Genomic DNA, 20,451 nt, shown 5'->3' with positions numbered 1-20,451 from the left:
TATGTTGGAACTCCATTTCACCCAGACGCTGGGAAACCACACCCTTACACTGGACGAGACGCTGCCTGCCACCGGCATCACCGCCATCTTTGGGGTCTCCGGCGCCGGGAAAACCTCGCTCATTAATGCGATCGGTGGCCTGACACGTCCTCAGGCAGGGCGCATTGTGCTGAATAATCGCGTCCTGAATGACGTTGAAAACAAGATTTACCTGACGCCGGATAAACGGCGTATTGGCTATGTGTTTCAGGATGCGCGGTTATTCCCGCACTACAGCGTGCGCGGGAATCTGCGTTATGGCATGGCCAAAAGCATGGCCGCGCAGTTTGACAAGCTGGTGGCGCTGCTGGGCATTGAGCCACTGCTTGACCGGTTGCCTTCCTCGCTCTCCGGCGGTGAGAAACAGCGGGTGGCGATAGGGCGCGCGTTGCTCACCGCCCCCGAACTCCTGCTGCTTGATGAGCCGCTGGCCTCGCTGGATATTCCGCGCAAACGTGAACTCCTGCCGTATCTCCAGCGCCTGGCGCGTGAAATCAGGATCCCGATGCTGTACGTCAGCCACTCCCTGGATGAAATTCTGCATCTGGCGGATAACGTACTGGTGCTGGAAAACGGCAGCGTAAAGGCGTTTGGCAATCTTGAAGAGGTCTGGGGCAGTAGCGTCATGCACCCGTGGCTGCCCCGGGAGCAGCAGAGCAGTATCCTGAAGGTGAGCGTGCTGGAGCACCACCCGCATTACGCGATGACCGCCCTGGCGTTGGGCGACCAGCACCTGTGGGTGAATAAAATCGACAAGCCCCTGCAGTCGGCGCTGCGTATTCGTATTCAGGCGTCGGATGTCTCTCTGGTTTTACAGCCTCCGCTGCAGACCAGTATCCGTAATATCCTGCGCGCGAAGGTCGCCGAGTGTTTTGATGATAACGGTCAGGTAGAGGTGCAGCTTGAGGTGGGGAGCAGGGCGCTCTGGGCACGGATCAGTCCGTGGGCCAGGGATGAGTTAGGGATCAAACCTGGCCTGTGGCTTTACGCGCAAATCAAGAGCGTCTCCATTACCACCTGATTACAGCAGGTGGGTATAAATGTACTGCGCGATGCTGTCGGTGGTGTTATCGCCAATCACCACGTTAGCGCGCGCTTTCACCGCGTCATCGGCATTGCCCATTGCCACGCCCGTTCCGGCGGCTTCCAGCATGCTGATGTCGTTGTAGTTATCGCCAAAGGCGATCACATCCTGCATTGACCACCCCTGAGACTCCACGAACTGCGTCAGGCGTTTACCTTTGCTGTTGCCTTTACGGGCAATATCCACCTGGTCATGCCAGGACCATTCACATTCCAGACCCAGCGCCTGTTCAACGTGTTTCGCGAAGGTATTCAGTTTGGTGGTATCTTCATCGGTCAACGCGAATTTCCAGATAGCCTCAACATCCTGAGCCGCCTGGCGCAGGGAAGAGACCTGGGTAAAGACCGGACGCTGCGCTTCTGGCAGAGACTGAGCCCAGTTGGTGGTGCGGATAACGTGGCCGGTCGGGCGCTCATAGACCATCGCATTATCGACATACATCAGGCCGTGGATCGCATGTTCATCCAGCAGATCAATTAACTGCAATGCCTGGGGAACCGGCAGCGGGTCGGATTCTAAAACCTTTTTTGCTTGATAATCATACAAATAAGTGCCATTACAACAAATTGCAGGTGTATCTAACGCCAGTGCCTGATAAAAAGGGTGAATGGCAACGTGATGTCGACCCGTTACGATAAGGAGTTGATATCCCACTTCCTGCGCGCGTTTAAGCGCTTGAAGGGAGGAGGGGAGAAGGGTTTTTTGCGGCGTCAGTAAGGTACCGTCTAAATCCAGAGCAATCACACGCGAGGTCATTTGTTTTTCCGGGTTAATATTGAATTTACGATCTGATGGGATGGTACACCGAGAGGCGAACGCGTCAAAATTCCCGTCGACAATTCAGCATTCACCGTCAAAAGTTACCTACTTTCATGCGCAGTGAGGAGTGAATATTCATGAAACAAACCGTTTATACCGCCAGTCCTGAAAGCCAGCAGATCCACGTCTGGCGTTTAAATGCCGAGGGGACCCTCACGCTGGTGCAGGTTGTTGATGTGCCTGGTCAGGTACAACCAATGGCGATCAGCCCGGATAAACGTTTCTTGTACGTGGGTGTGCGCCCGGAGTTTCGCGTGCTGGCCTACCGCATCTCTCCGGATGACGGCGCGCTGACTTACACTGCGGAAGCGCCATTGCCGGGTAGCCCAACCCACATCTCAACCGATCGCCAGGGCAACTTTGTTTTCAGCGGCTCCTATAACGCGGGCTGTGTCAGCGTGACGCGTCTTGAAGAGGGCATTCCGGTCGACACCGTGGATGTGGTGGAAGGGCTGGAAGGTTGCCACTCGGCGAATATCTCCCCGGACAACCGCACGCTGTGGGTACCGGCGCTGAAGCAGGATCGAATCTGCCTATTTACCCTGAGCGACGATGGTCACCTGGTGGCGCAGAATCCGGCGGAAGTGACGACCGTTGAAGGTGCGGGTCCACGTCATATGGTCTTCCATCCGAATCAGCAGTACGCCTACGTGGTGAACGAGCTGAACAGCTCGGTGGACGTCTGGGAACTGAAAGATCCTAACGGGCAGATTGAGTGCGTGCAGACGCTGGATATGATGCCGGCTGATTTCTCCGACACCCGCTGGGCGGCGGATATTCACATTACGCCGGATGGTCGCCATCTCTACGCCTGTGACCGTACTTCCAGCCTGATCACCATCTTTAGCGTCTCGGAAGACGGCAGCGTGCTGGCAGTAGAAGGCTTCCAGCCGACGGAAACGCAGCCGCGTGGCTTTAATATCGATCACAGCGGTAAATACCTGATTGCAGCGGGGCAGAAGTCTCACCACATCGCGCTGTACGAAATCAAAGGCGAGCAGGGCCTGTTGGAAGAGAAAGGGCGCTATGCGGTAGGCCAGGGGCCAATGTGGGTAGTGGTAAACGCTCACTAAGCGGCTTAAAACAAAAAACCTCGCGAACGCGAGGTTTTTTTATGCCCGGTGGTACTGCAGTAACGGACAGGCCGGGTAAGGCGAAGCCGCCACCCGGCAAAACAGATTACTGCTTCGGCTCAGCAACCACTTTGCTACCCAGACCGCGGTTGTTGTATTCCCACATGCGGTTGAAGTTAGCGTCGTTCAGGTTGCGCTGCACGTTTCCTTTATCGTCCACGGAACCGGTATTGCCGGAGAATGGACGTTTGGAGATGGCGGCGTCAGCCCATGGTTTTGCCACGTTGAAACCTTCATTGATAACGCTGTCGCGGATCACAACCTGACCGTTGGTTGCAGAGTCCACGTCCAGGGAGCGACCCAGCTGCGCCACGCCGTCACCGGAGGCGTTGAAGCGGCTGTTGACGGCGAGGAAGCCGTAGAACAGGTTTGACTGTGTCGCTGGCGCAAAGACATAACCTTCCTGCTGGGTACGTGAGTTCACGACGCGGAAATCGGTGTTATCAAATACCACCGCGCCACGACCGGAGACCATATCCACATCACCTTCGATGTAGCTGTTGGTCACCAGCGTACGGGTCAGACGGTTATTCTGCAGGGTGTTCTGTACGCCGCTGTTGGTCACGAAGAAGGTGTTCTGACGACCCAGAATGTTCACGTTGTTGATCTGCACTTTGTCGCCATCGCTACGCAGCGCCACGGCCTGGTGGTTACCCGCATCAACGCTGTCGCCCAGGGTGTTCTGAATGGTCAGGTTCTGCAGTTGCAGACCGTTGTTCTGAGACCAGACGACCGCAGAACACATCACGCCAATGGTAGCGGCACGCTTGCTCTGGCAGTTATCAAACATATACCAGGCCGGTTTGCCCGGCATGTATTTACCCGCCGGGTTGACCAGGTGACGCCAGGTGGTGCTGTCAATTTCGGAATCAATCGCCAGACCAATTTTAACGTCGATGGCTTTTTCGCCCAGACCGTAAAGGGTGATGCTGCCCGGTGCTGCCGGAATGTAAACGGTACCTTCATATTCACCTGGCATGATCGCGATGTACTGGCGAGATGCGCTGTGTTTGGTGATGGCAGCGTCAACCGCAGCCTGAATAGAGGTATGCGTCACGCCCTGCGCCCCTGCCGGACCCACAACAAAGTTTGGCTGCTTCGGCAGGTTAATAGAAGACGGCGTCCACGGCGCAGCGTTTGGATCCATCGCGGAGAAGTAGTGCGCGCGATCGAAGTTTTTCGCTTCATCAGCGGACAAAATCGGACGGGACGCGGTGCCTGGCGCGACCTGCTCAGAAGGTCGCTGATCCGGTGGCGTTGAACTGCATGCGGATAATGTCACGCCAAAGGCGAGTGCCAACGCCAGACGGGAAATCCTGGAAATGTTCAAGGTGAAGCTCCTGGGTATGCAAGTCTTAAACGAGATAGACGAAATAGCCTGCTTTTTTATACTAAGTTGAGCGAAACGGGAAGATAAAAAGGGGAAAAGTTGCATTTTTCGCCCGCAGGGGGCGGGAAAGTCGTCACAAATAAATAACATTTTCATAAAGGCGGTTGACAGCAGCCAGCAGATGAAAATAAATGTCTATACAACCCATGACAAGTGAAAGGCTTATGCTGCAACTTCATCCCGACGATGTGATATGGCGAAATGCGCGACTGGCGGCAATGGTTCCTGATGAAGAATCGTATGGCCTGCAAGCGCATCATGCCCTTGTGGTGCGCGGTCAAACCCTTCTGGCCGTTATTCCTGAAGCAGACCTCCCTTCCGGGCATGATAAATGCGTCGATCTCGGTGGACGCCTGGTCACGCCGGGTCTTATCGACTGCCATACCCACCTGGTGTTTGGCGGCAATCGCGCGGCGGAGTGGGAGCAGCGTCTCAACGGTGTCTCCTATCAGACCATCAGCGCACAGGGGGGCGGAATTAACGCCACCGTCTCGGCAACCCGCGACAGTTCGCCGGAAAATTTGCTTACACTGGCGCAGCAGCGGCTGGAGCGGTTAATGAATGAAGGGGTGACCACCCTGGAAATCAAATCCGGCTACGGTCTTAACGCCGCGGCTGAAGAAAAAATGCTGCAGGTCGCACGCCAGCTCAGCCTGAGTAATCCGGTTGAGATCAGCCCAACCCTGCTGGCGGCACATGCGGTTCCGGCGGAATACCGCCACGATCCAGACGCATACCTCACACTGGTGTGCGAGCAGATCATGCCCGAACTGTGGCAAAAAGGGCTGTTCGAAGCGGTGGATGTTTTTTGTGAAAACGTCGGCTTCACGCCAGCACAAACCGAGCGGCTTTTCCTGGCCGCCCGCGCATGGGGTATTCCGGTGAAAGGGCACGTGGAGCAACTTTCTAACCTGGGCGGTGCGGCGCTGGTCAGCCGATTTAAAGGGTTATCTGCCGATCATATCGAATACCTGGATGAGAAGGGTGTTCAGGCCATGGCGCAAAGCGGCACGGTTGCGGTACTGCTGCCCGGCGCGTTCTATTTTCTTCAGGAGCGTCAGCGTCCACCGGTTGAACAGCTCCGGGCGCAGGGCGTACCGATGGCGGTCGCCACGGATTACAACCCCGGCACCAGCCCGTTCGCGAGCATTCATCTGGCCATGAACATGGCCTGCGTACAGTTTGGCCTGACGCCTGAAGAGGCCTGGGCTGGCGTCACGCGGCACGCCGCGCAGGCGCTGGGGCGTGGAACAACGCACGGGCAGTTAAAGGCCGGTTTTATGGCTGATTTTATCGTCTGGGATGCAGACCATCCGGTAGAAATGGTTTACGAGCCGGGACGCAATCCGCTGTATCAACGCATTTTCCGGGGGGAGGCAGTATGAGTTGGCAGCCCGTTGCAGAGACCGTCTGGCAGGGGCGCGACGACAGCGCCGAGGCCAGCAACGCAAAACGTATTTTTCAGACCATACGCCAGCCGTCGCAATTTACCCCGGTTTCATCCGCGATTGCGCTGATAGGCTTTGCCTGTGATGAAGGAGTAAGGCGTAATCAGGGCAGGCAAGGTGCGGCGCAGGCTCCCGACGTGCTGCGTAAGGCGCTGGCGAACATGGCAACGCATTCCGGCCACGAACGGCTGGTGGACATGGGGTCGGTTTACGTTGAGGATGACCAACTGGAAGAGGGCCAACAGGCACTGAGCGATGCCGTGGTCACCTGTCAGCAGGCTGGCATGCGTACGCTGGTGTTGGGCGGCGGACACGAGACCGCCTGGGCCCACGGCCGTGGTATTCTTGAGGCGTTCCCGAATGAGCGCGTGGCGGTCATCAACCTGGATGCGCATCTTGATTTGCGCAAGGCCGAACGGGCTACCTCCGGCACCCCGTTTCGTCAGCTGGCGAACTACTGTACTGACCACGCGCGGGAATTTCAGTACGCCTGTTTTGGCGTCAGCCGCGCGGCGAACACCCAGGCGCTGTTTGACGAGGCTGAACGGCTTAACGCCACGCTGGTGGACGATCTGCATTTCCACCGGGATGCGCTACCAGCGCTGGAACAGGTGCTGGCGCAGGCCGATCGTGTTTACCTCACCATTGATCTGGACGTTCTGCCCGCAGCCGAGATGCCCGCCGTGTCAGCCCCCGCGGCGTTAGGCGTGCCTGCGCGGGATCTCCTGCCCGCGATCGAACGCATTTGCCGTAGCGGAAAACTGCAGGCCGCCGATCTGGTAGAATTTAACCCTCACTACGATCGGGACGGACAGGGGGCGAAGCTTGCCGCCCGTCTGGCCTGGCAAATTGCTCACTGGTGGGCATAACAATATTTAAGGAGTCACGATGTTCTCACGCTCACCTCAGCCGCCGTCCGGCTCTCCCGCGCCTTTCTACGAAAAGGTGAAGCAGACGATCAGCGAAAAAATCGCCACCGGCGTCTGGCGGCCGCATGACCGCATTCCCTCTGAAGCCGATCTGGTGGCGCAGTTTGGTTTTAGCCGGATGACCATCAACCGGGCGTTACGCGAGCTAACCGACGAAGGCCTGCTGGTGCGCCTGCAGGGGGTCGGGACGTTTGTGGCGGAGCCAAAAGGACAATCGGCGCTGTTTGAAATCCGCAGCATTGCGGACGAGATAGCGTCGCGAAACCATCAGCACCACTGCGAAGTGCTGGTGCTTGAAGAGACGCAGGCCAGCGCCGAGCAGGCTGCGGTACTGAACGTCAAGGAGGGAACCCGGATCTTCCATTCCGTAATGGTGCATTTCGAAAATGACGTGCCGGTGCAGATTGAGGATCGCTGCGTAAACGCCGAACGGATACCGGACTATCTGGACCAGGATTACACTCAAACCACGCCGCATGCCTTTCTCTCGCTTGTCGCACCGCTGACGGAAGGGGAGCACATTGTGGAAGCGGTGCGCGCGACGCCGCAGGAGTGCGAGCTGCTGCGTATCAAAGAGCACGATCCCTGCCTGCTGATCCGCCGCCGCACCTGGTCATCCGCGCAGATTGTGTCGCATGCAAGACTGCTGTTCCCCGGTAGCCGCTATCGGTTGCAGGGCCACTTTATGTCATAAGTTTTAAAAGCGTGATAGCTAACGCAATATAACAAAATTGTATCTTTTTTGTTAAATCTGACCTTGTGTGTGCTTGTCTATACAAGTATATCTAAATGCATCATCTGTCCCGTATGAGGAGCACACAATGTCGTCAGGTAAATACCGTCAGCAGGATGTCCGCGCCGCGCGCGGCACCACCCTTACCGCCAAAAGCTGGCTCACCGAAGCACCACTGCGCATGTTGATGAACAACCTTGATCCTGAAGTTGCGGAAAACCCCCACGAGCTGGTGGTGTACGGCGGCATTGGCCGCGCCGCGCGCAACTGGGAATGCTATGACGCCATTGTTAAGGCCCTGACCGAACTGGAACACGACGAAACCCTGCTGGTGCAATCCGGCAAGCCGGTCGGCGTGTTTAAAACCCACAAAAACGCGCCGCGCGTTTTGATTGCCAACTCCAACCTGGTCCCACACTGGGCGACCTGGGAACACTTTAACGAACTGGATGCCAAAGGGCTGGCGATGTATGGCCAGATGACCGCGGGTAGCTGGATCTACATTGGCAGCCAGGGGATTGTGCAGGGCACCTATGAAACCTTCGTCGAAGCCGGTCGTCAGCACTACAACGGCTCGCTGAAAGGCCGCTGGGTACTGACCGCGGGTCTGGGTGGCATGGGCGGTGCACAGCCGCTGGCCGCGACGCTGGCTGGCGCCTGCTCGCTGAACATTGAGTGCCAGCAGAGCCGCATCGATTTCCGTCTGCGTACCCGCTATGTTGACGAACAGGCCGACAGCCTCGATGACGCGCTGGCGCGTATCAAAAAATACACTGCGGAAGGTAAAGCGGTATCGATAGCGTTGTGCGGCAACGCGGCAGAGATCCTGCCGGAACTCGTGGCCCGTGGTGTTCGCCCTGACCTCGTTACCGACCAGACCAGCGCCCACGATCCGCTGCACGGCTATCTGCCAAAAGGCTGGACGTGGGAAGCCTACCAGCAAAAAGCCGAAACCGATCCTGAAGGCACGGTACTGGCCGCTAAGCGTTCGATGGCAGAACACGTCTCCGCCATGCTGGCGTTCAGCGAGATGGGCATTCCGACCTTCGATTACGGCAACAACATCCGCCAGATGGCAAAAGAGATGGGCGTCAGCAACGCCTTTGATTTCCCGGGATTTGTCCCTGCCTATATTCGTCCGCTGTTCTGCCGCGGTATCGGTCCGTTCCGCTGGGTGGCCCTGTCCGGCGACCCGGAAGATATCTACAAAACCGATGCCAAAGTGAAGGAAATTGTCGCGGACGATGAACACCTGCACCACTGGCTGGATATGGCCCGCGAGCGCATTAACTTCCAGGGCTTGCCGGCGCGTATCTGCTGGGTCGGGCTGGCGTGGCGGCAAAAGCTGGGTCTGGCTTTTAACGAAATGGTGCGCAGCGGCGAAGTGTCAGCCCCGATTGTGATTGGTCGCGACCATCTGGATTCTGGCTCCGTCGCCAGCCCGAACCGCGAAACCGAAGCCATGCGCGACGGCTCAGACGCGGTCTCCGACTGGCCGCTGCTGAATGCCTTACTCAACACCGCCAGCGGCGCGACCTGGGTATCGCTGCACCACGGTGGCGGCGTGGGGATGGGCTTCTCCCAGCATTCCGGGATGGTTATCGTCTGTGACGGAACGGATGAAGCCGCCGCGCGTATCGCACGCGTGCTGCACAACGACCCGGCAACCGGCGTGATGCGTCACGCAGATGCGGGTTACGAGATTGCCATTGAATGTGCCACAGAGCAGGGACTTAACCTGCCGATGATCCCTGCCACACAAGGAAAGCATGAATGAACGCGTTAACACTCACTCCCGGCTCGCTCACGCTCAAACAGCTGCGTCACGTCTGGCGTCAGCCGGTCACGCTCTCGCTGGATGAAAGCGCCCATGCCGCCATTAACGACAGCGTGGCCTGCGTTGAAGCCATTATTGCCGAAGGGCGTACCGCCTACGGTATCAACACCGGTTTTGGTCTGCTGGCGCAGACGCGCATTGCCACGCACGATCTGGAAAATCTCCAGCGTTCGCTGGTGCTTTCCCATGCCGCAGGCGTTGGCCAGCCGCTGGACGACGAGATTGTCCGTCTGATGATGGTGCTCAAAATTAACAGTCTGGCGCGCGGCTTTTCCGGCATTCGTCTGAGCGTGATCCAGGCCCTGATAGCGCTGGTGAACGCGGAAGTCTATCCGTGGATCCCCGCCAAAGGCTCCGTTGGCGCCTCCGGCGATCTCGCCCCGCTGGCGCATATGTCGCTGCTGTTGTTGGGGGAAGGTCAGGCGCGCTGGCAGGGAGAGTGGCTCCCGGCAAAAGAGGCGCTGAAAAAGGCCGGATTAGCGCCAATCACCCTTGCGGCAAAAGAGGGGCTGGCGCTGCTTAACGGCACGCAGGCCTCCACGGCCTTTGCGCTGCGCGGTCTGTTTGAAGCTGAAGATCTGTTCGCCTCGGCCGTGGTGTGCGGTGCGCTGACCACGGAGGCGGTGCTGGGCTCGCGTCGTCCGTTTGACGCGCGTATTCATGACGTACGTGGCCAGCGCGGGCAAATTGACGCTGCCGCGATGTATCGCCATCTGCTGACGGAGACCAGTGAGATTGCTAATTCGCACCATAACTGTGACAAGGTACAGGATCCGTACTCGCTGCGCTGTCAGCCGCAGGTGATGGGCGCGTGTCTGACGCAGCTGCGCCAGGCCGCAGAAGTGCTGCTGGTGGAAGCCAACGCGGTGTCCGATAACCCGCTGGTGTTCGCCCAGGAAAACGAGGTGGTCTCCGGTGGTAACTTCCACGCCGAGCCCGTGGCGATGGCGGCGGATAACATCGCGCTGGCGATTGCCGAAGTGGGCGCCTTGTCCGAGCGGCGCATTGCGCTGATGATGGATAAGCATATGTCCCAGCTGCCACCGTTCCTGGTGCGCAACGGCGGGGTGAATTCAGGCTTTATGATTGCCCAGGTGACGGCCGCAGCGCTGGCGAGCGAAAACAAAGCGCTGTCGCATCCGCACAGCGTGGACAGCCTGCCAACCTCTGCCAACCAGGAAGACCACGTCTCAATGGCTCCGGCAGCCGGACGTCGTCTGTGGGAGATGGCCGCCAATACCCGTGGCGTGCTGGCAGTGGAATGGCTGGCGGCGTGTCAGGGGATCGATCTGCGTGAAGGGCTGAAGTCCAGCCCGCTGCTGGAGCAGGCACGTCATGCGCTGCGTGAGCACGTATCGCATTACGATGATGACCGCTTCTTTGCGCCGGATATTGATAAGGCGATGCAGCTTCTGGAAGAGGGGCGTCTGGTGGGGTTGTTGCCGCCGGTGCTGTGATTTTTTTGCCCGGTGGCGCTGCGCTTACCGGGCCTACGAATCCGAAATGTAGGCCGGGTAAGGCGTAGCCGCCACCCGGCTTTTTTTTACGAATACATCGCCGTAATCGACGCGCTCTCCAGCGAATGGAAATGCACATTAAACCCTACCATCGCGCCGCTCGCCCCTTCGTCGACCTCAATCTTCTCTACATCCAGCGCGTGAACCGTGAAGATATAGCGGTGCGTTTCCCCTTTTGGCGGCGCCGCGCCACCGTAACCGGCTTTCCCAAAATCGGTGCGCGTCTGAATGGCGCCTTCCGGCAGGGCGACCAGGTCGGAGCCGGAACCCTGCGGCAGAACGCGCGTATCGGCGGGCAGGTTGGCCACAACCCAGTGCCACCAGCCGGAGCCGGTTGGCGCATCCGGGTCGTAGCAGGTGACCACAAAGCTTTTGGTGCCCGCCGGCACATCGTCCCATGCCAGGTGCGGAGAGATATTATCTCCCTGATACCCCATCCCGTTGAAGACGTGGCGTTCAGGCAGTTTTTCGCCGTCGCGCAGATCTTTACTGATGATTTTCATACGGTTTGCCCTCGTTATTCACTCGTTCAGGAAGTGTAACGCATAGGGTCAAATCGTGAAATGCGCCGGAATGTTAACGGCTTCAACCACCGCGGCGGTTAACGTGCGTAGCTGTTCAGCCGTGATGATATACGGTGGCATCAGGTAGATAAGTTTGCCGAAAGGCCGCACCCAGACCCCCCGCTCTACAAAGAAGCGCTGCAATGCCGCCATATTCACCGGATGGGTGGTCTCAATCACGCCGATGGCACCCAGCACGCGCACGTCCGCCACGAAATTCGCCCCCGAGGCGGCACTGAGCTCTTCTTTCAGTTGCGCCTCAATCGCCGCAACCTGCGTTTGCCACTCGCCGTTTTGCAGGATCGCGAGACTTTCGTTTGCCACCGCGCAGGCCAGCGGATTGCCCATAAAGGTCGGGCCATGCATAAAGCAGCCCGCTTCGCCGTCGCTGATGGTGTCGGCCACCTGGCGGGTAGTGAGGGTGGCTGAGAGTGTCATGGTGCCGCCGGTCAGCGCTTTCCCCAGACACAGGATATCCGGTGTGATATCCGCATGTTCGCAGGCAAACAGCTTACCCGTGCGGCCAAATCCGGTGGCGATCTCATCGGCAATCAGCAGGATGCCCTCGCGGTCACACATTTTACGAATGCGTTTTAACCACTCGGGATGGTACATGCGCATCCCACCAGCACCCTGAACAATCGGTTCAAGGATCACGGCGGCAATCTCATGGCGGTGGGCAGCCATCAGCCGCGCAAAGCCGACCATGTCCATTTCATTCCACTCGCCGTCGAAACGGCTCTGCGGGGCCGGGGCAAACAGGTTTTCCGGCAGGTACCCCTTCCACAGGCTGTGCATGGAGTTATCCGGATCGCACACCGACATCGCGCCAAAGGTATCGCCGTGGTAGCCGTTGCGGAAGGTCAGGAATCGCTGACGGGATTCCCCCCTGGCATGCCAGTACTGCAGCGCCATTTTCATCGCCACTTCCACCGCTACCGAGCCGGAGTCGGCAAGGAACACGCACTCCAGCGCATCGGGCGTCATCGCCACCAGACGACGGCAGAGATCAACCGCCGGTTGATGGGTAATGCCGCCAAACATCACGTGCGACATCTGCTCAATCTGCGCTTTCATCGCGGCATTCAGACGCGGGTGGTTGTACCCGTGAATGGCCGCCCACCAGGATGACATACCGTCAACAAGCGGCTCGCCGCTGGCAAGGTGCAGTTCGCAGCCGTGGGCCGAGGCCACCGGGTAGACCGGAAGCGGGCGGGTCATGGAGGTGTAAGGGTGCCAGATATGCTGCTGGTCGAAGGCGAGATCGTCCTGGGTCATAATCGACTTGTAAACCATTTTGAAAAGTTTTAGGTTTACGAGTATAAACCGAACCGAAAATTAACAAAACCCTTTGGAGAAGCCCCATGGCTCACCACGCACGCTGGACGATGTCGCAAGTCACTGAATTATTCAATAAACCTTTCCTGGAGCTGATGTTCGAAGCCCAACAGGTGCATCGTCAGCACTTCGATCCGCGCCATGTTCAGGTCAGTACGCTGCTGTCGATCAAGACCGGTGCCTGCCCGGAAGATTGCAAATATTGCCCGCAGAGCGCGCGCTATAAAACCGGGCTGGAATCTGAACGTCTGATGGAAGTGGAGCAGGTGCTCGACTCCGCGCGTAAGGCGAAAAACGCGGGCTCTACCCGTTTCTGCATGGGGGCGGCATGGAAAAACCCACACGATCGCGACATGCCGTACCTGGAGCAGATGGTAAAAGGGGTCAAAGAGATGGGGCTGGAAGCCTGTATGACCCTCGGCACGCTGAACGAAGAGCAGGCGCAGCGCCTGTCTGCTGCAGGGCTGGATTATTACAACCACAACCTCGACACCTCGCCAGAGTTTTACGGCAACATCATTACCACCCGTACCTATCAGGAGCGTCTGGATACGCTGGACAAAGTGCGCGAAGCGGGCATCAAAGTGTGCTCGGGCGGGATTGTGGGGCTGGGCGAAACGGTGAAAGATCGCGCCGGTCTGCTGCTGCAACTGGCGAACCTGCCGACCCCGCCGGAAAGCGTGCCAATCAACATGCTGGTGAAGGTCAAAGGCACGCCACTGGCGGATAACGAGGATGTCGATGCGTTTGATTTTATCCGCACCATCGCGGTCGCGCGCATCATGATGCCAACCTCATACGTCCGCCTTTCTGCCGGTCGCGAACAGATGAACGAGCAGACGCAGGCGATGTGCTTTATGGCTGGCGCTAACTCCATCTTCTACGGCTGCAAGCTGCTGACCACGCCGAACCCGGAAGAGGACAAAGACGTCCAGCTGTTCCGCAAGCTGGGGCTGAACCCGCATCAGACCGAGGTGCTGGCGGGAGATAACGAGCAACAGCAGCAGCTGGAGCAGCAGATTTTCAACGCCGATACCGAACAGTTCTACAACGCGGCATCCGTATGACCTGGCAGGCTCGTATTCAATCCGCGCTGGAAGAGCGCCGGGCGCGGGATGCTTTTCGCGTTCGCAGGGTAGTGGAAAACGGTGCAGGCCGTTTTCTGACCCACGCCCGGCGGCAGTACTGTAATTTTTCCAGCAATGATTATCTCGGCCTGAGCCAGCATCCGGCGATTGTCCGCGCCTGGCAGCAGGGGGCGGAACACTACGGCGTGGGCAGCGGGGGGTCGGGGCACGTCAGCGGCTATTCGACAGCGCATCAGGCGCTGGAAGAGACGCTTGCCGACTGGCTGGGCTATCCGCGCGCGCTGCTGTTCATCTCCGGCTTTGCCGCCAATCAGGCGGTGATTGCCGCGCTGATGGGCAAGGACGATCGTATCGCCGCGGACCGCTTAAGCCACGCCTCTTTGCTGGAGGCGGCGAGTCTCAGCCCGGCACAGCTGCGGCGCTTTGCCCACAACGATGCGCTTTCGCTCGCCACGCTGCTGGATAAACCCTGTGCCGGACAACAGCTGGTGGTGACGGAAGGGGTGTTTAGCATGGATGGCGACAGCGCGCCGCTTCTTGCGCTGTCTGACGTTGCGAAACAGCAAAACGCCTGGCTGCTGGTGGATGATGCCCACGGTATTGGCGTGATGGGTGAGGACGGTCGCGGTAGCGCCAGTCAGCAGGGCGTGAAGCCGGAACTGCTGATCGTCACCTTTGGCAAAGGCGTTGGCGTGAGCGGGGCCGCCGTGCTGTGCAGCGAGTCCGTCGCCGATTATCTGCTGCAGTTCGCCCGACATCTGATTTACAGCACCAGTATGCCGCCTGCGCAGGCGGTGGCGCTCTCTGCCTCGCTGGAGGTGATCCGCGGTGAAGAGGGGGCTGAACGGCGCGCGCGTCTGGCAGAACATATTCAGCGTTTCCGTCAGGGTCTGGATCGGCTTCCTTTCCAAAGCACCGATTCGCAGAGCGCCATCCAGCCCGTTATCGTGGGGGAAAACAACCGTGCGCTCGCGCTGGCACAGACGCTGCGCGAACGGGGAATGTGGGTCACGGCCATCCGTCCGCCCACCGTGCCGCCGGGTACGGCGCGTCTGCGTTTGACGCTGACGGCGGCACACAAAGCGGAAGATATCGATGCGCTGCTGGAGGCTCTCCATGTCGCCAGTCAATAAACAGGCCATTGCGGCGGCGTTTGGCCGGGCTGCACGCAGTTATTCGCAGCATGATGAGCTTCAGCGTCAGAGCGCTCAGGGGCTGCTTGAGCTACTCGGTGCGCGTCGTTTCCGGTACGTACTGGATGCCGGATGCGGCCCCGGCGGTAACAGCCGCTACTGGCGCGACGCCGGAAGCCACGTCACCGCACTCGATCTCTCTGAGCAGATGCTGGACGAGGCGCGACAGCAACAGGCGGCTGACCGCTATCTGACTGGCGATATTGAGTCGCTTCCGCTGCCGGATGCGCAGTTCGATCTGGTGTGGAGTCACCTGGCGGTACAGTGGTGCAGTAGCCTTTCGCAGGCGTTAAACGAGCTGTATCGCGTGGCGCGTCCGGGCGGAAAGGTGGCCTTTACCACCCTGCTGGAAAGCTCGCTGCCCGAGCTGAATCAGGCATGGAAAGCGGTAGACGAACAGCCGCACGCCAACCGCTTTTTAGCGTATGACCAGGTGACGGACGCGCTGACGGGCTGGCGCTATCAAAGCCAGGTGCAGACCATCACGCTGAACTTTAGCGATGCGTTCAGCGCCATGCGCTCGCTGAAGGGCATTGGCGCTACGCATCTGCATGCCGGGCGCGAGAGAAAACCGCTCACGCGCGGGCAATTGCAGCGCCTGGAGCTGGCCTGGCCGCAGCGGCGGGGCACTTTCCCGCTCTCTTATCAACTCTTTCATGGGATTATCGAACGTGACTGAACGTTATTTTGTCACCGGAACGGATACCGAAGTGGGTAAAACGGTGGCCAGTTCCGCGCTGTTGCAGGCGGCTCGTCTGCAGGGCAAAACCACCGCCGGGTACAAGCCCGTCGCCTCCGGAAGTGAGATGACGGCACAGGGGTTACGCAACACCGACGCGCTGGCGCTGCAGCGTAACAGCACGCTGCCGCTGGACTATGCGGCGGTGAATCCTTATACCTTTGCCGAGCCGACGTCGCCGCACATTATCAGCGCCGACGAAGGTCGCCCCATCGCGTTTTCCGTGCTCTCGGACGGCCTGCGCGCACTGGAACGCCAGGCTGACTGGGTGCTGGTGGAAGGCGCAGGGGGGTGGTTTACGCCGCTGTCGGACGAACTGACGTTTGCGGACTGGGTCCAGCGTGAGCAGCTTCCGGTGATCCTCGTGGTCGGGGTGAAGCTCGGCTGTATCAACCACGCCATGTTAACGGCACAGGCCGTTCAGCAGGCCGGGCTGCGTCTGGCGGGCTGGATAGCCAACGACGTGGTCGCACCCGGTAAGCGTCACCAGGAGTATCTGGCCACGCTCAGGCGAGTGCTTCCCGCGCCGTTCCTTGGGGAGATCCCATGGCTTGCGGACGGTGCTGAGCACGCCGACACCGGACATTACCTCGACCTCAGTGCCTTGCTTCCCGCGACATCCAGTGGGCAATAAGCTCGTCATCCAGCTCGGTAACGTGGCCCTGGGCCACGTTACGCCCGCGATACAGCATACAGAAGCGATCCACTACCCGGCGGATAAACGACAGTTGCTGCTCGGCTAATAACACCGTCATCCCCAGCTCACGATTAAGCCTCGCCAGCAGATGGCCCAGCTTCTGAGCAAAGCTGTACCCTGCGCCCTGCAGCGGCTCATCCAGAATCAATACCCGCGGTCGGTTGACCAGCGCGTTAGCCAGCGCCAGCTGATACTGATCGTCCGGGGAGAGCCCGTTCGCCCGAATTTGTCGCAGCGCCCACAGCTGCGGGAACAGGTCATAGACATCGCTTTTTGCACGCGTGTCCGTTGCCCCTGTCGCCCGCATGGCGATGTGCAAGTTTTCCTCAATAGTCAGTTGCGAAAAAATCCGTCGGTCCTGTGGCACGTAGCCAATCCCCGGCAGCGCGCGTTGATCCGGTGCCTGACGCAGTAAATCACAGGGCGGGGCACCGGCTTCGTGCCAGACGATGGTTCCGCTCTGCACCGGTAACGCGCCGGTGATGCAGTTGATGAGGGTGGTTTTTCCCATGCCGGGCAGGCCAATCACCCCTGTGCATAAGCCCTGCGGTAAATCCAAATCGACATTCCATAGCGTATGTTGGTTTCCGTAAAACTGATTGACTGCACGCAGACTCAACATCTTTCTCTCCTTAAAAATGTATGTGGGTGAGGCTCGTTAATGAATCTGCAAATCTCCTGCCAGAACCGTTGAACTGATTAAAAAAGAGGCTTTTTTAGGATAATGCCGTCGCAAAACGACCGATCGATAAGCGGATTGCACTGTCTCAGTGCCAGAACTGTTAGCGGTGGTGCAGGGACTGAAATGGCTGAATTGTGAGCAAGATCTCATTGATTGGTTATGAATAACGCAACGGTTGATTGGCAAAAATTAGCGATAAAAATTTTTTGTCACCGCCTCGTGGGAAAAACCGGGAATTTGCTGAGCGGCAGTCTGTATGGGCTGGACGCAGTTATCCACTATTCCTGTGGATAACCATGTGCATTAGAGTTAGAAAACACGCGATAAGCGAGAGAAGACGCGGGTTACGCCCAAATTGACGCGAAACGCGGCTCTGGAAAATATCCTTTAAGATTTAACTGGTTAGATAAAATCAATTGCCGTCATAAAAGTGTCACCGGTTACCATAAAACTACCATTACCTGGCTTGACAAATGTTAAAAATGAAAATGTTCTGGGGATAACCGGGTAGGGCTGGTGTTTTATGTCGTCTCAGTCGAAATTTTGACCGGGAATACGCTAATCCTTCGGGTGCTATGCTAAATATCGTGACACGCTACTGGTTTTACATCCAGTGTTTTTTACTGGCATTCCTGGCCACAACGAGTAAAATTACTCACCTGCCGCTTTTTACATCACCAGGTTGTCGCCCATGAGTAAACCGTTCAAACTGAATTCTGCTTTCCGTCCTTCTGGCGACCAGCCTGAGGCGATCCGTCGTCTTGAAGAGGGGCTGGAAGATGGGCTGGCACACCAAACGCTGCTGGGGGTGACCGGTTCGGGTAAAACCTTCACCATCGCCAACGTCATTGCGGATCTGCAACGCCCCACCATGGTGCTGGCGCCCAACAAAACGCTGGCGGCGCAGCTGTATGGCGAGATGAAAGAGTTCTTCCCGGAGAATGCCGTGGAGTATTTCGTCTCGTATTACGATTACTACCAGCCAGAAGCCTATGTGCCGAGCTCTGACACTTTCATCGAGAAAGATGCCTCGGTGAACGAACACATTGAGCAGATGCGTCTCTCGGCGACGAAGGCGCTGCTGGAGCGTCGTGATGTGGTGGTGGTCGCATCGGTGTCTGCCATCTACGGTCTGGGCGACCCGGATCTCTACCTCAAGATGATGCTGCACCTGACGCAGGGGATGATCATCGATCAGCGCGCGATTTTGCGCCGACTGGCGGAGCTGCAGTACACCCGTAACGACCAGGCGTTCCAGCGCGGTACGTTCCGCGTGCGCGGCGAGGTTATCGACATCTTCCCGGCGGAATCGGACGACATTGCCCTGCGCGTTGAGCTGTTTGACGAAGAGGTGGAACGCCTGTCGCTGTTCGACCCGCTCACCGGCCACGTCGAGTCCGTTATTCAGCGTTACACCATCTACCCGAAAACGCACTACGTAACGCCACGCGAGCGTATTGTGCAGGCGATGGAAGAGATCAAAGAGGAGCTGGCGGAACGCCGTAAGGTGCTGCTGGCGAACAATAAACTGCTGGAAGAGCAACGCCTGAGCCAGCGTACCCAGTTCGATCTGGAGATGATGAACGAGCTGGGCTACTGCTCCGGCATCGAAAACTACTCCCGTTTCCTCTCCGGTCGTGGGCCGGGCGAGCCGCCGCCGACGTTGTTTGACTACCTTCCGGCGGACGGGTTACTGGTGATCGACGAATCCCACGTCACGATCCCGCAGATCGGCGGGATGTATCGCGGTGACCGCGCGCGTAAAGAGACGCTGGTTGAGTACGGCTTCCGTCTGCCGTCGGCGCTGGACAACCGTCCGATGAAGTTTGAAGAGTTTGAAGCGCTGGCACCGCAAACCATTTACGTTTCGGCGACGCCGGGCAACTACGAGCTGGAGAAATCGGGCGATGAGGTGGTTGACCAGGTGGTTCGTCCGACAGGGCTGCTGGATCCGGTGATCGAAGTCCGTCCGGTTGCGACGCAGGTGGACGATCTGCTCTCCGAGATCCGCGCCCGTTCGGCAATCAACGAGCGCGTGCTGGTCACCACGTTGACCAAACGTATGGCAGAAGACCTGACCGAATATCTGGAAGAACACGGCGAGAAGGTGCGTTATCTGCACTCGGATATCGATACCGTGGAGCGTATGGAAATTATCCGCGACCTGCGTCTGGGCGAGTTTGACGTGCTGGTGGGGATCAACCTGTTGCGAGAGGGTCTGGATATGCCGGAAGTCTCGCTGGTGGCAATCCTCGATGCTGACAAAGAGGGCTTCCTGCGTTCTGAGCGCTCGCTGATCCAGACCATTGGCCGCGCCGCGCGTAACGTCAACGGTAAAGCGATTCTCTACGGCGATAAAATCACCCCGTCGATGGCGAAAGCGATTGGCGAAACGGAACGCCGTCGCGAGAAACAGCAGCGCTACAACGAAGAGCATGGCATTACGCCGCAGGGTCTGAACAAGAAGGTGGTGGATATTCTGGCCCTGGGTCAGAACATTGCGAAGACCAAAGCGAAAGGACGCGGCAAGGCGCGTTCCTTGGTGGAGGAAGATACCGTCGCGCTGACGCCGAAAGCGCTGCAGCAGAAAATCCACGAGCTGGAAGCGCAGATGATGCAGCATGCCCAGAACCTGGAGTTCGAAGAGGCAGCGCAAATTCGCGACCAGCTGCATCAGCTGCGGGATCTTTTCATCGCTGCATCTTAGGTAAAGCAGCGTGTTTTCGCCCTCTCCCTGTGGGCTGAGGGATCCCCAGTAATTTTTTTACCGAAAGCGATGAATGTTGCTTCAGGAAAATGAATGACTTATAGCGACGCCCTGGTCCGGCTGTAAATCGCTGAGGCGTTTCCTGCAGGCCGGGGCGAGGCGCATGGATGCGCCGAGAGGGCGGCTTTACAGGGACGTTACATCCGCCCGTCCCCGATAAGCCGGAAGGAATAAGCCGAAGGCACCGCGGAGCGGCGATTTTCCGCCGGGAGCCCGGGTCGCCAGGGTGGTGGCGACTGAGCCGCCCTGGCACGTTCACAAGTCATGCCGTTACAGAGTAGCAAGGAACATAAAGTGAACGGAATGACCTCTACAGCCATATGTTCCCCCTCACCCCAACCCTCTCCCTTGTACGGTCCGGGGACATAGTGAACACTTGTTCGGGGACATGGTAGACACTTACAACTAAGGCATAAGAACCCGTTTATGGAGTCGCTTATGCCCTGGGATGCGAG

At 58.3% G+C, this 20,451-nt stretch carries 17 protein-coding genes; 12 read left to right on the top strand and 5 right to left on the bottom strand.

Features of this window, described 5'->3' with window-relative positions; genetic code table 11:
• Position 1 precedes the first annotated feature (1 nt).
• Positions 2-1,060 carry a molybdenum ABC transporter ATP-binding protein ModC gene (modC, locus tag ACOTX3_RS06215; protein ID WP_058679320.1) on the top strand — a complete coding sequence of 353 codons (1,059 nt, stop codon included), beginning with the start codon at positions 2-4 and terminating at the stop codon, positions 1,058-1,060.
• Here the strand turns inward: modC and ACOTX3_RS06210 are convergent, their stop codons facing one another.
• Entirely contained in the window at positions 1,061-1,879 is an 819-nt protein-coding gene (locus ACOTX3_RS06210) for a pyridoxal phosphatase (RefSeq protein ID WP_038986077.1), read from the bottom strand. It lies immediately after the preceding gene.
• Between the two features lie 140 nt (positions 1,880-2,019).
• Here ACOTX3_RS06210 and pgl point away from each other — a divergent pair, with 140 nt between their 5' ends.
• Complete coding sequence (gene pgl / locus ACOTX3_RS06205; protein WP_127869233.1) at positions 2,020-3,015, top strand: 6-phosphogluconolactonase; 996 nt, start codon at positions 2,020-2,022, stop codon at positions 3,013-3,015.
• A gap of 106 nt (positions 3,016-3,121) precedes the next feature.
• Here pgl and ACOTX3_RS06200 read toward each other — a convergent pair whose 3' ends face one another.
• Positions 3,122-4,405 (bottom strand): putative acyl-CoA thioester hydrolase, encoded by a 1,284-nt coding sequence (locus tag ACOTX3_RS06200; RefSeq protein WP_038986074.1) that lies wholly within the window; start codon positions 4,403-4,405, stop codon positions 3,122-3,124.
• Between the two features lie 224 nt (positions 4,406-4,629).
• Here ACOTX3_RS06200 and hutI point away from each other — a divergent pair, with 224 nt between their 5' ends.
• The 5 genes from hutI to hutH all read left to right on the top strand — a co-directional run bounded on the left by hutI (position 4,630) and on the right by hutH (position 10,869).
• Positions 4,630-5,850, top strand: a complete 1,221-nt coding sequence (hutI, locus tag ACOTX3_RS06195) for an imidazolonepropionase (protein WP_127869234.1) — start codon at positions 4,630-4,632, stop codon at positions 5,848-5,850.
• Complete coding sequence (gene hutG, locus ACOTX3_RS06190) at positions 5,847-6,782, top strand: formimidoylglutamase (protein WP_058679317.1); 936 nt, start codon at positions 5,847-5,849, stop codon at positions 6,780-6,782. Before hutI ends, hutG begins: the two co-directional genes overlap by 4 nt.
• Positions 6,783-6,801: 19 nt before the next feature.
• Entirely contained in the window at positions 6,802-7,536 is a 735-nt protein-coding gene (locus ACOTX3_RS06185) for a histidine utilization repressor (protein WP_013097507.1), read from the top strand.
• Between the two features lie 127 nt (positions 7,537-7,663).
• Complete coding sequence (gene hutU, locus ACOTX3_RS06180; protein ID WP_013097506.1) at positions 7,664-9,352, top strand: urocanate hydratase; 1,689 nt, start codon at positions 7,664-7,666, stop codon at positions 9,350-9,352.
• Positions 9,349-10,869, top strand: coding sequence for a histidine ammonia-lyase (hutH, locus tag ACOTX3_RS06175; protein ID WP_058679316.1), 1,521 nt, complete (start codon positions 9,349-9,351; stop codon positions 10,867-10,869). Before hutU ends, hutH begins: the two co-directional genes overlap by 4 nt.
• A gap of 86 nt (positions 10,870-10,955) precedes the next feature.
• On the opposite strand, the gene ACOTX3_RS06170 is transcribed toward hutH, so the two are convergent.
• Complete coding sequence (locus ACOTX3_RS06170) at positions 10,956-11,432, bottom strand: kinase inhibitor (protein ID WP_013097504.1); 477 nt, start codon at positions 11,430-11,432, stop codon at positions 10,956-10,958.
• Positions 11,433-11,480: 48 nt separating this feature from the next.
• Positions 11,481-12,788 (bottom strand): adenosylmethionine--8-amino-7-oxononanoate transaminase, encoded by a 1,308-nt coding sequence (gene bioA / locus ACOTX3_RS06165; RefSeq protein WP_047024379.1) that lies wholly within the window; start codon positions 12,786-12,788, stop codon positions 11,481-11,483.
• A 68-nt stretch (positions 12,789-12,856) separates the two neighbouring features.
• Between bioA and bioB the strand changes: the two genes are divergently transcribed.
• Genes bioB through bioD form a run of 4 tightly spaced genes read left to right on the top strand, consistent with a single transcriptional unit; the run spans position 12,857 to position 16,484 of the window.
• A complete protein-coding gene (bioB, locus tag ACOTX3_RS06160) occupies positions 12,857-13,897 on the top strand; it encodes a biotin synthase BioB (protein WP_014831141.1) in 1,041 nt (346 codons plus the stop codon).
• Entirely contained in the window at positions 13,894-15,051 is a 1,158-nt protein-coding gene (gene bioF, locus ACOTX3_RS06155) for an 8-amino-7-oxononanoate synthase (protein WP_058679315.1), read from the top strand. Before bioB ends, bioF begins: the two co-directional genes overlap by 4 nt.
• Entirely contained in the window at positions 15,035-15,790 is a 756-nt protein-coding gene (gene bioC, locus ACOTX3_RS06150) for a malonyl-ACP O-methyltransferase BioC (protein WP_058681998.1), read from the top strand. Before bioF ends, bioC begins: the two co-directional genes overlap by 17 nt.
• A complete protein-coding gene (gene bioD / locus ACOTX3_RS06145; RefSeq protein WP_020685271.1) occupies positions 15,783-16,484 on the top strand; it encodes a dethiobiotin synthase in 702 nt (233 codons plus the stop codon). The genes bioC and bioD overlap by 8 nt, the downstream gene beginning before the upstream one ends.
• On the opposite strand, the gene ACOTX3_RS06140 is transcribed toward bioD, so the two are convergent.
• Positions 16,447-17,169 (bottom strand): ABC transporter ATP-binding protein, encoded by a 723-nt coding sequence (locus tag ACOTX3_RS06140; protein ID WP_013097498.1) that lies wholly within the window; start codon positions 17,167-17,169, stop codon positions 16,447-16,449. The two genes, bioD and ACOTX3_RS06140, sit on opposite strands and share 38 nt — an antisense overlap.
• A gap of 751 nt (positions 17,170-17,920) precedes the next feature.
• Here ACOTX3_RS06140 and uvrB point away from each other — a divergent pair.
• Entirely contained in the window at positions 17,921-19,936 is a 2,016-nt protein-coding gene (gene uvrB / locus ACOTX3_RS06135; protein ID WP_058679313.1) for an excinuclease ABC subunit UvrB, read from the top strand.
• Positions 19,937-20,451 lie beyond the last annotated feature (515 nt).

Source organism: Enterobacter cloacae complex sp. IR5384 (assembly GCF_049237265.1).
Taxonomy (GTDB): Bacteria; Pseudomonadota; Gammaproteobacteria; order Enterobacterales; family Enterobacteriaceae; genus Enterobacter; species Enterobacter cloacae.
The sequence above is the reverse complement of the archived record's forward strand: the minus strand, read 5'-3'. Positions and strand labels throughout refer to the sequence as shown.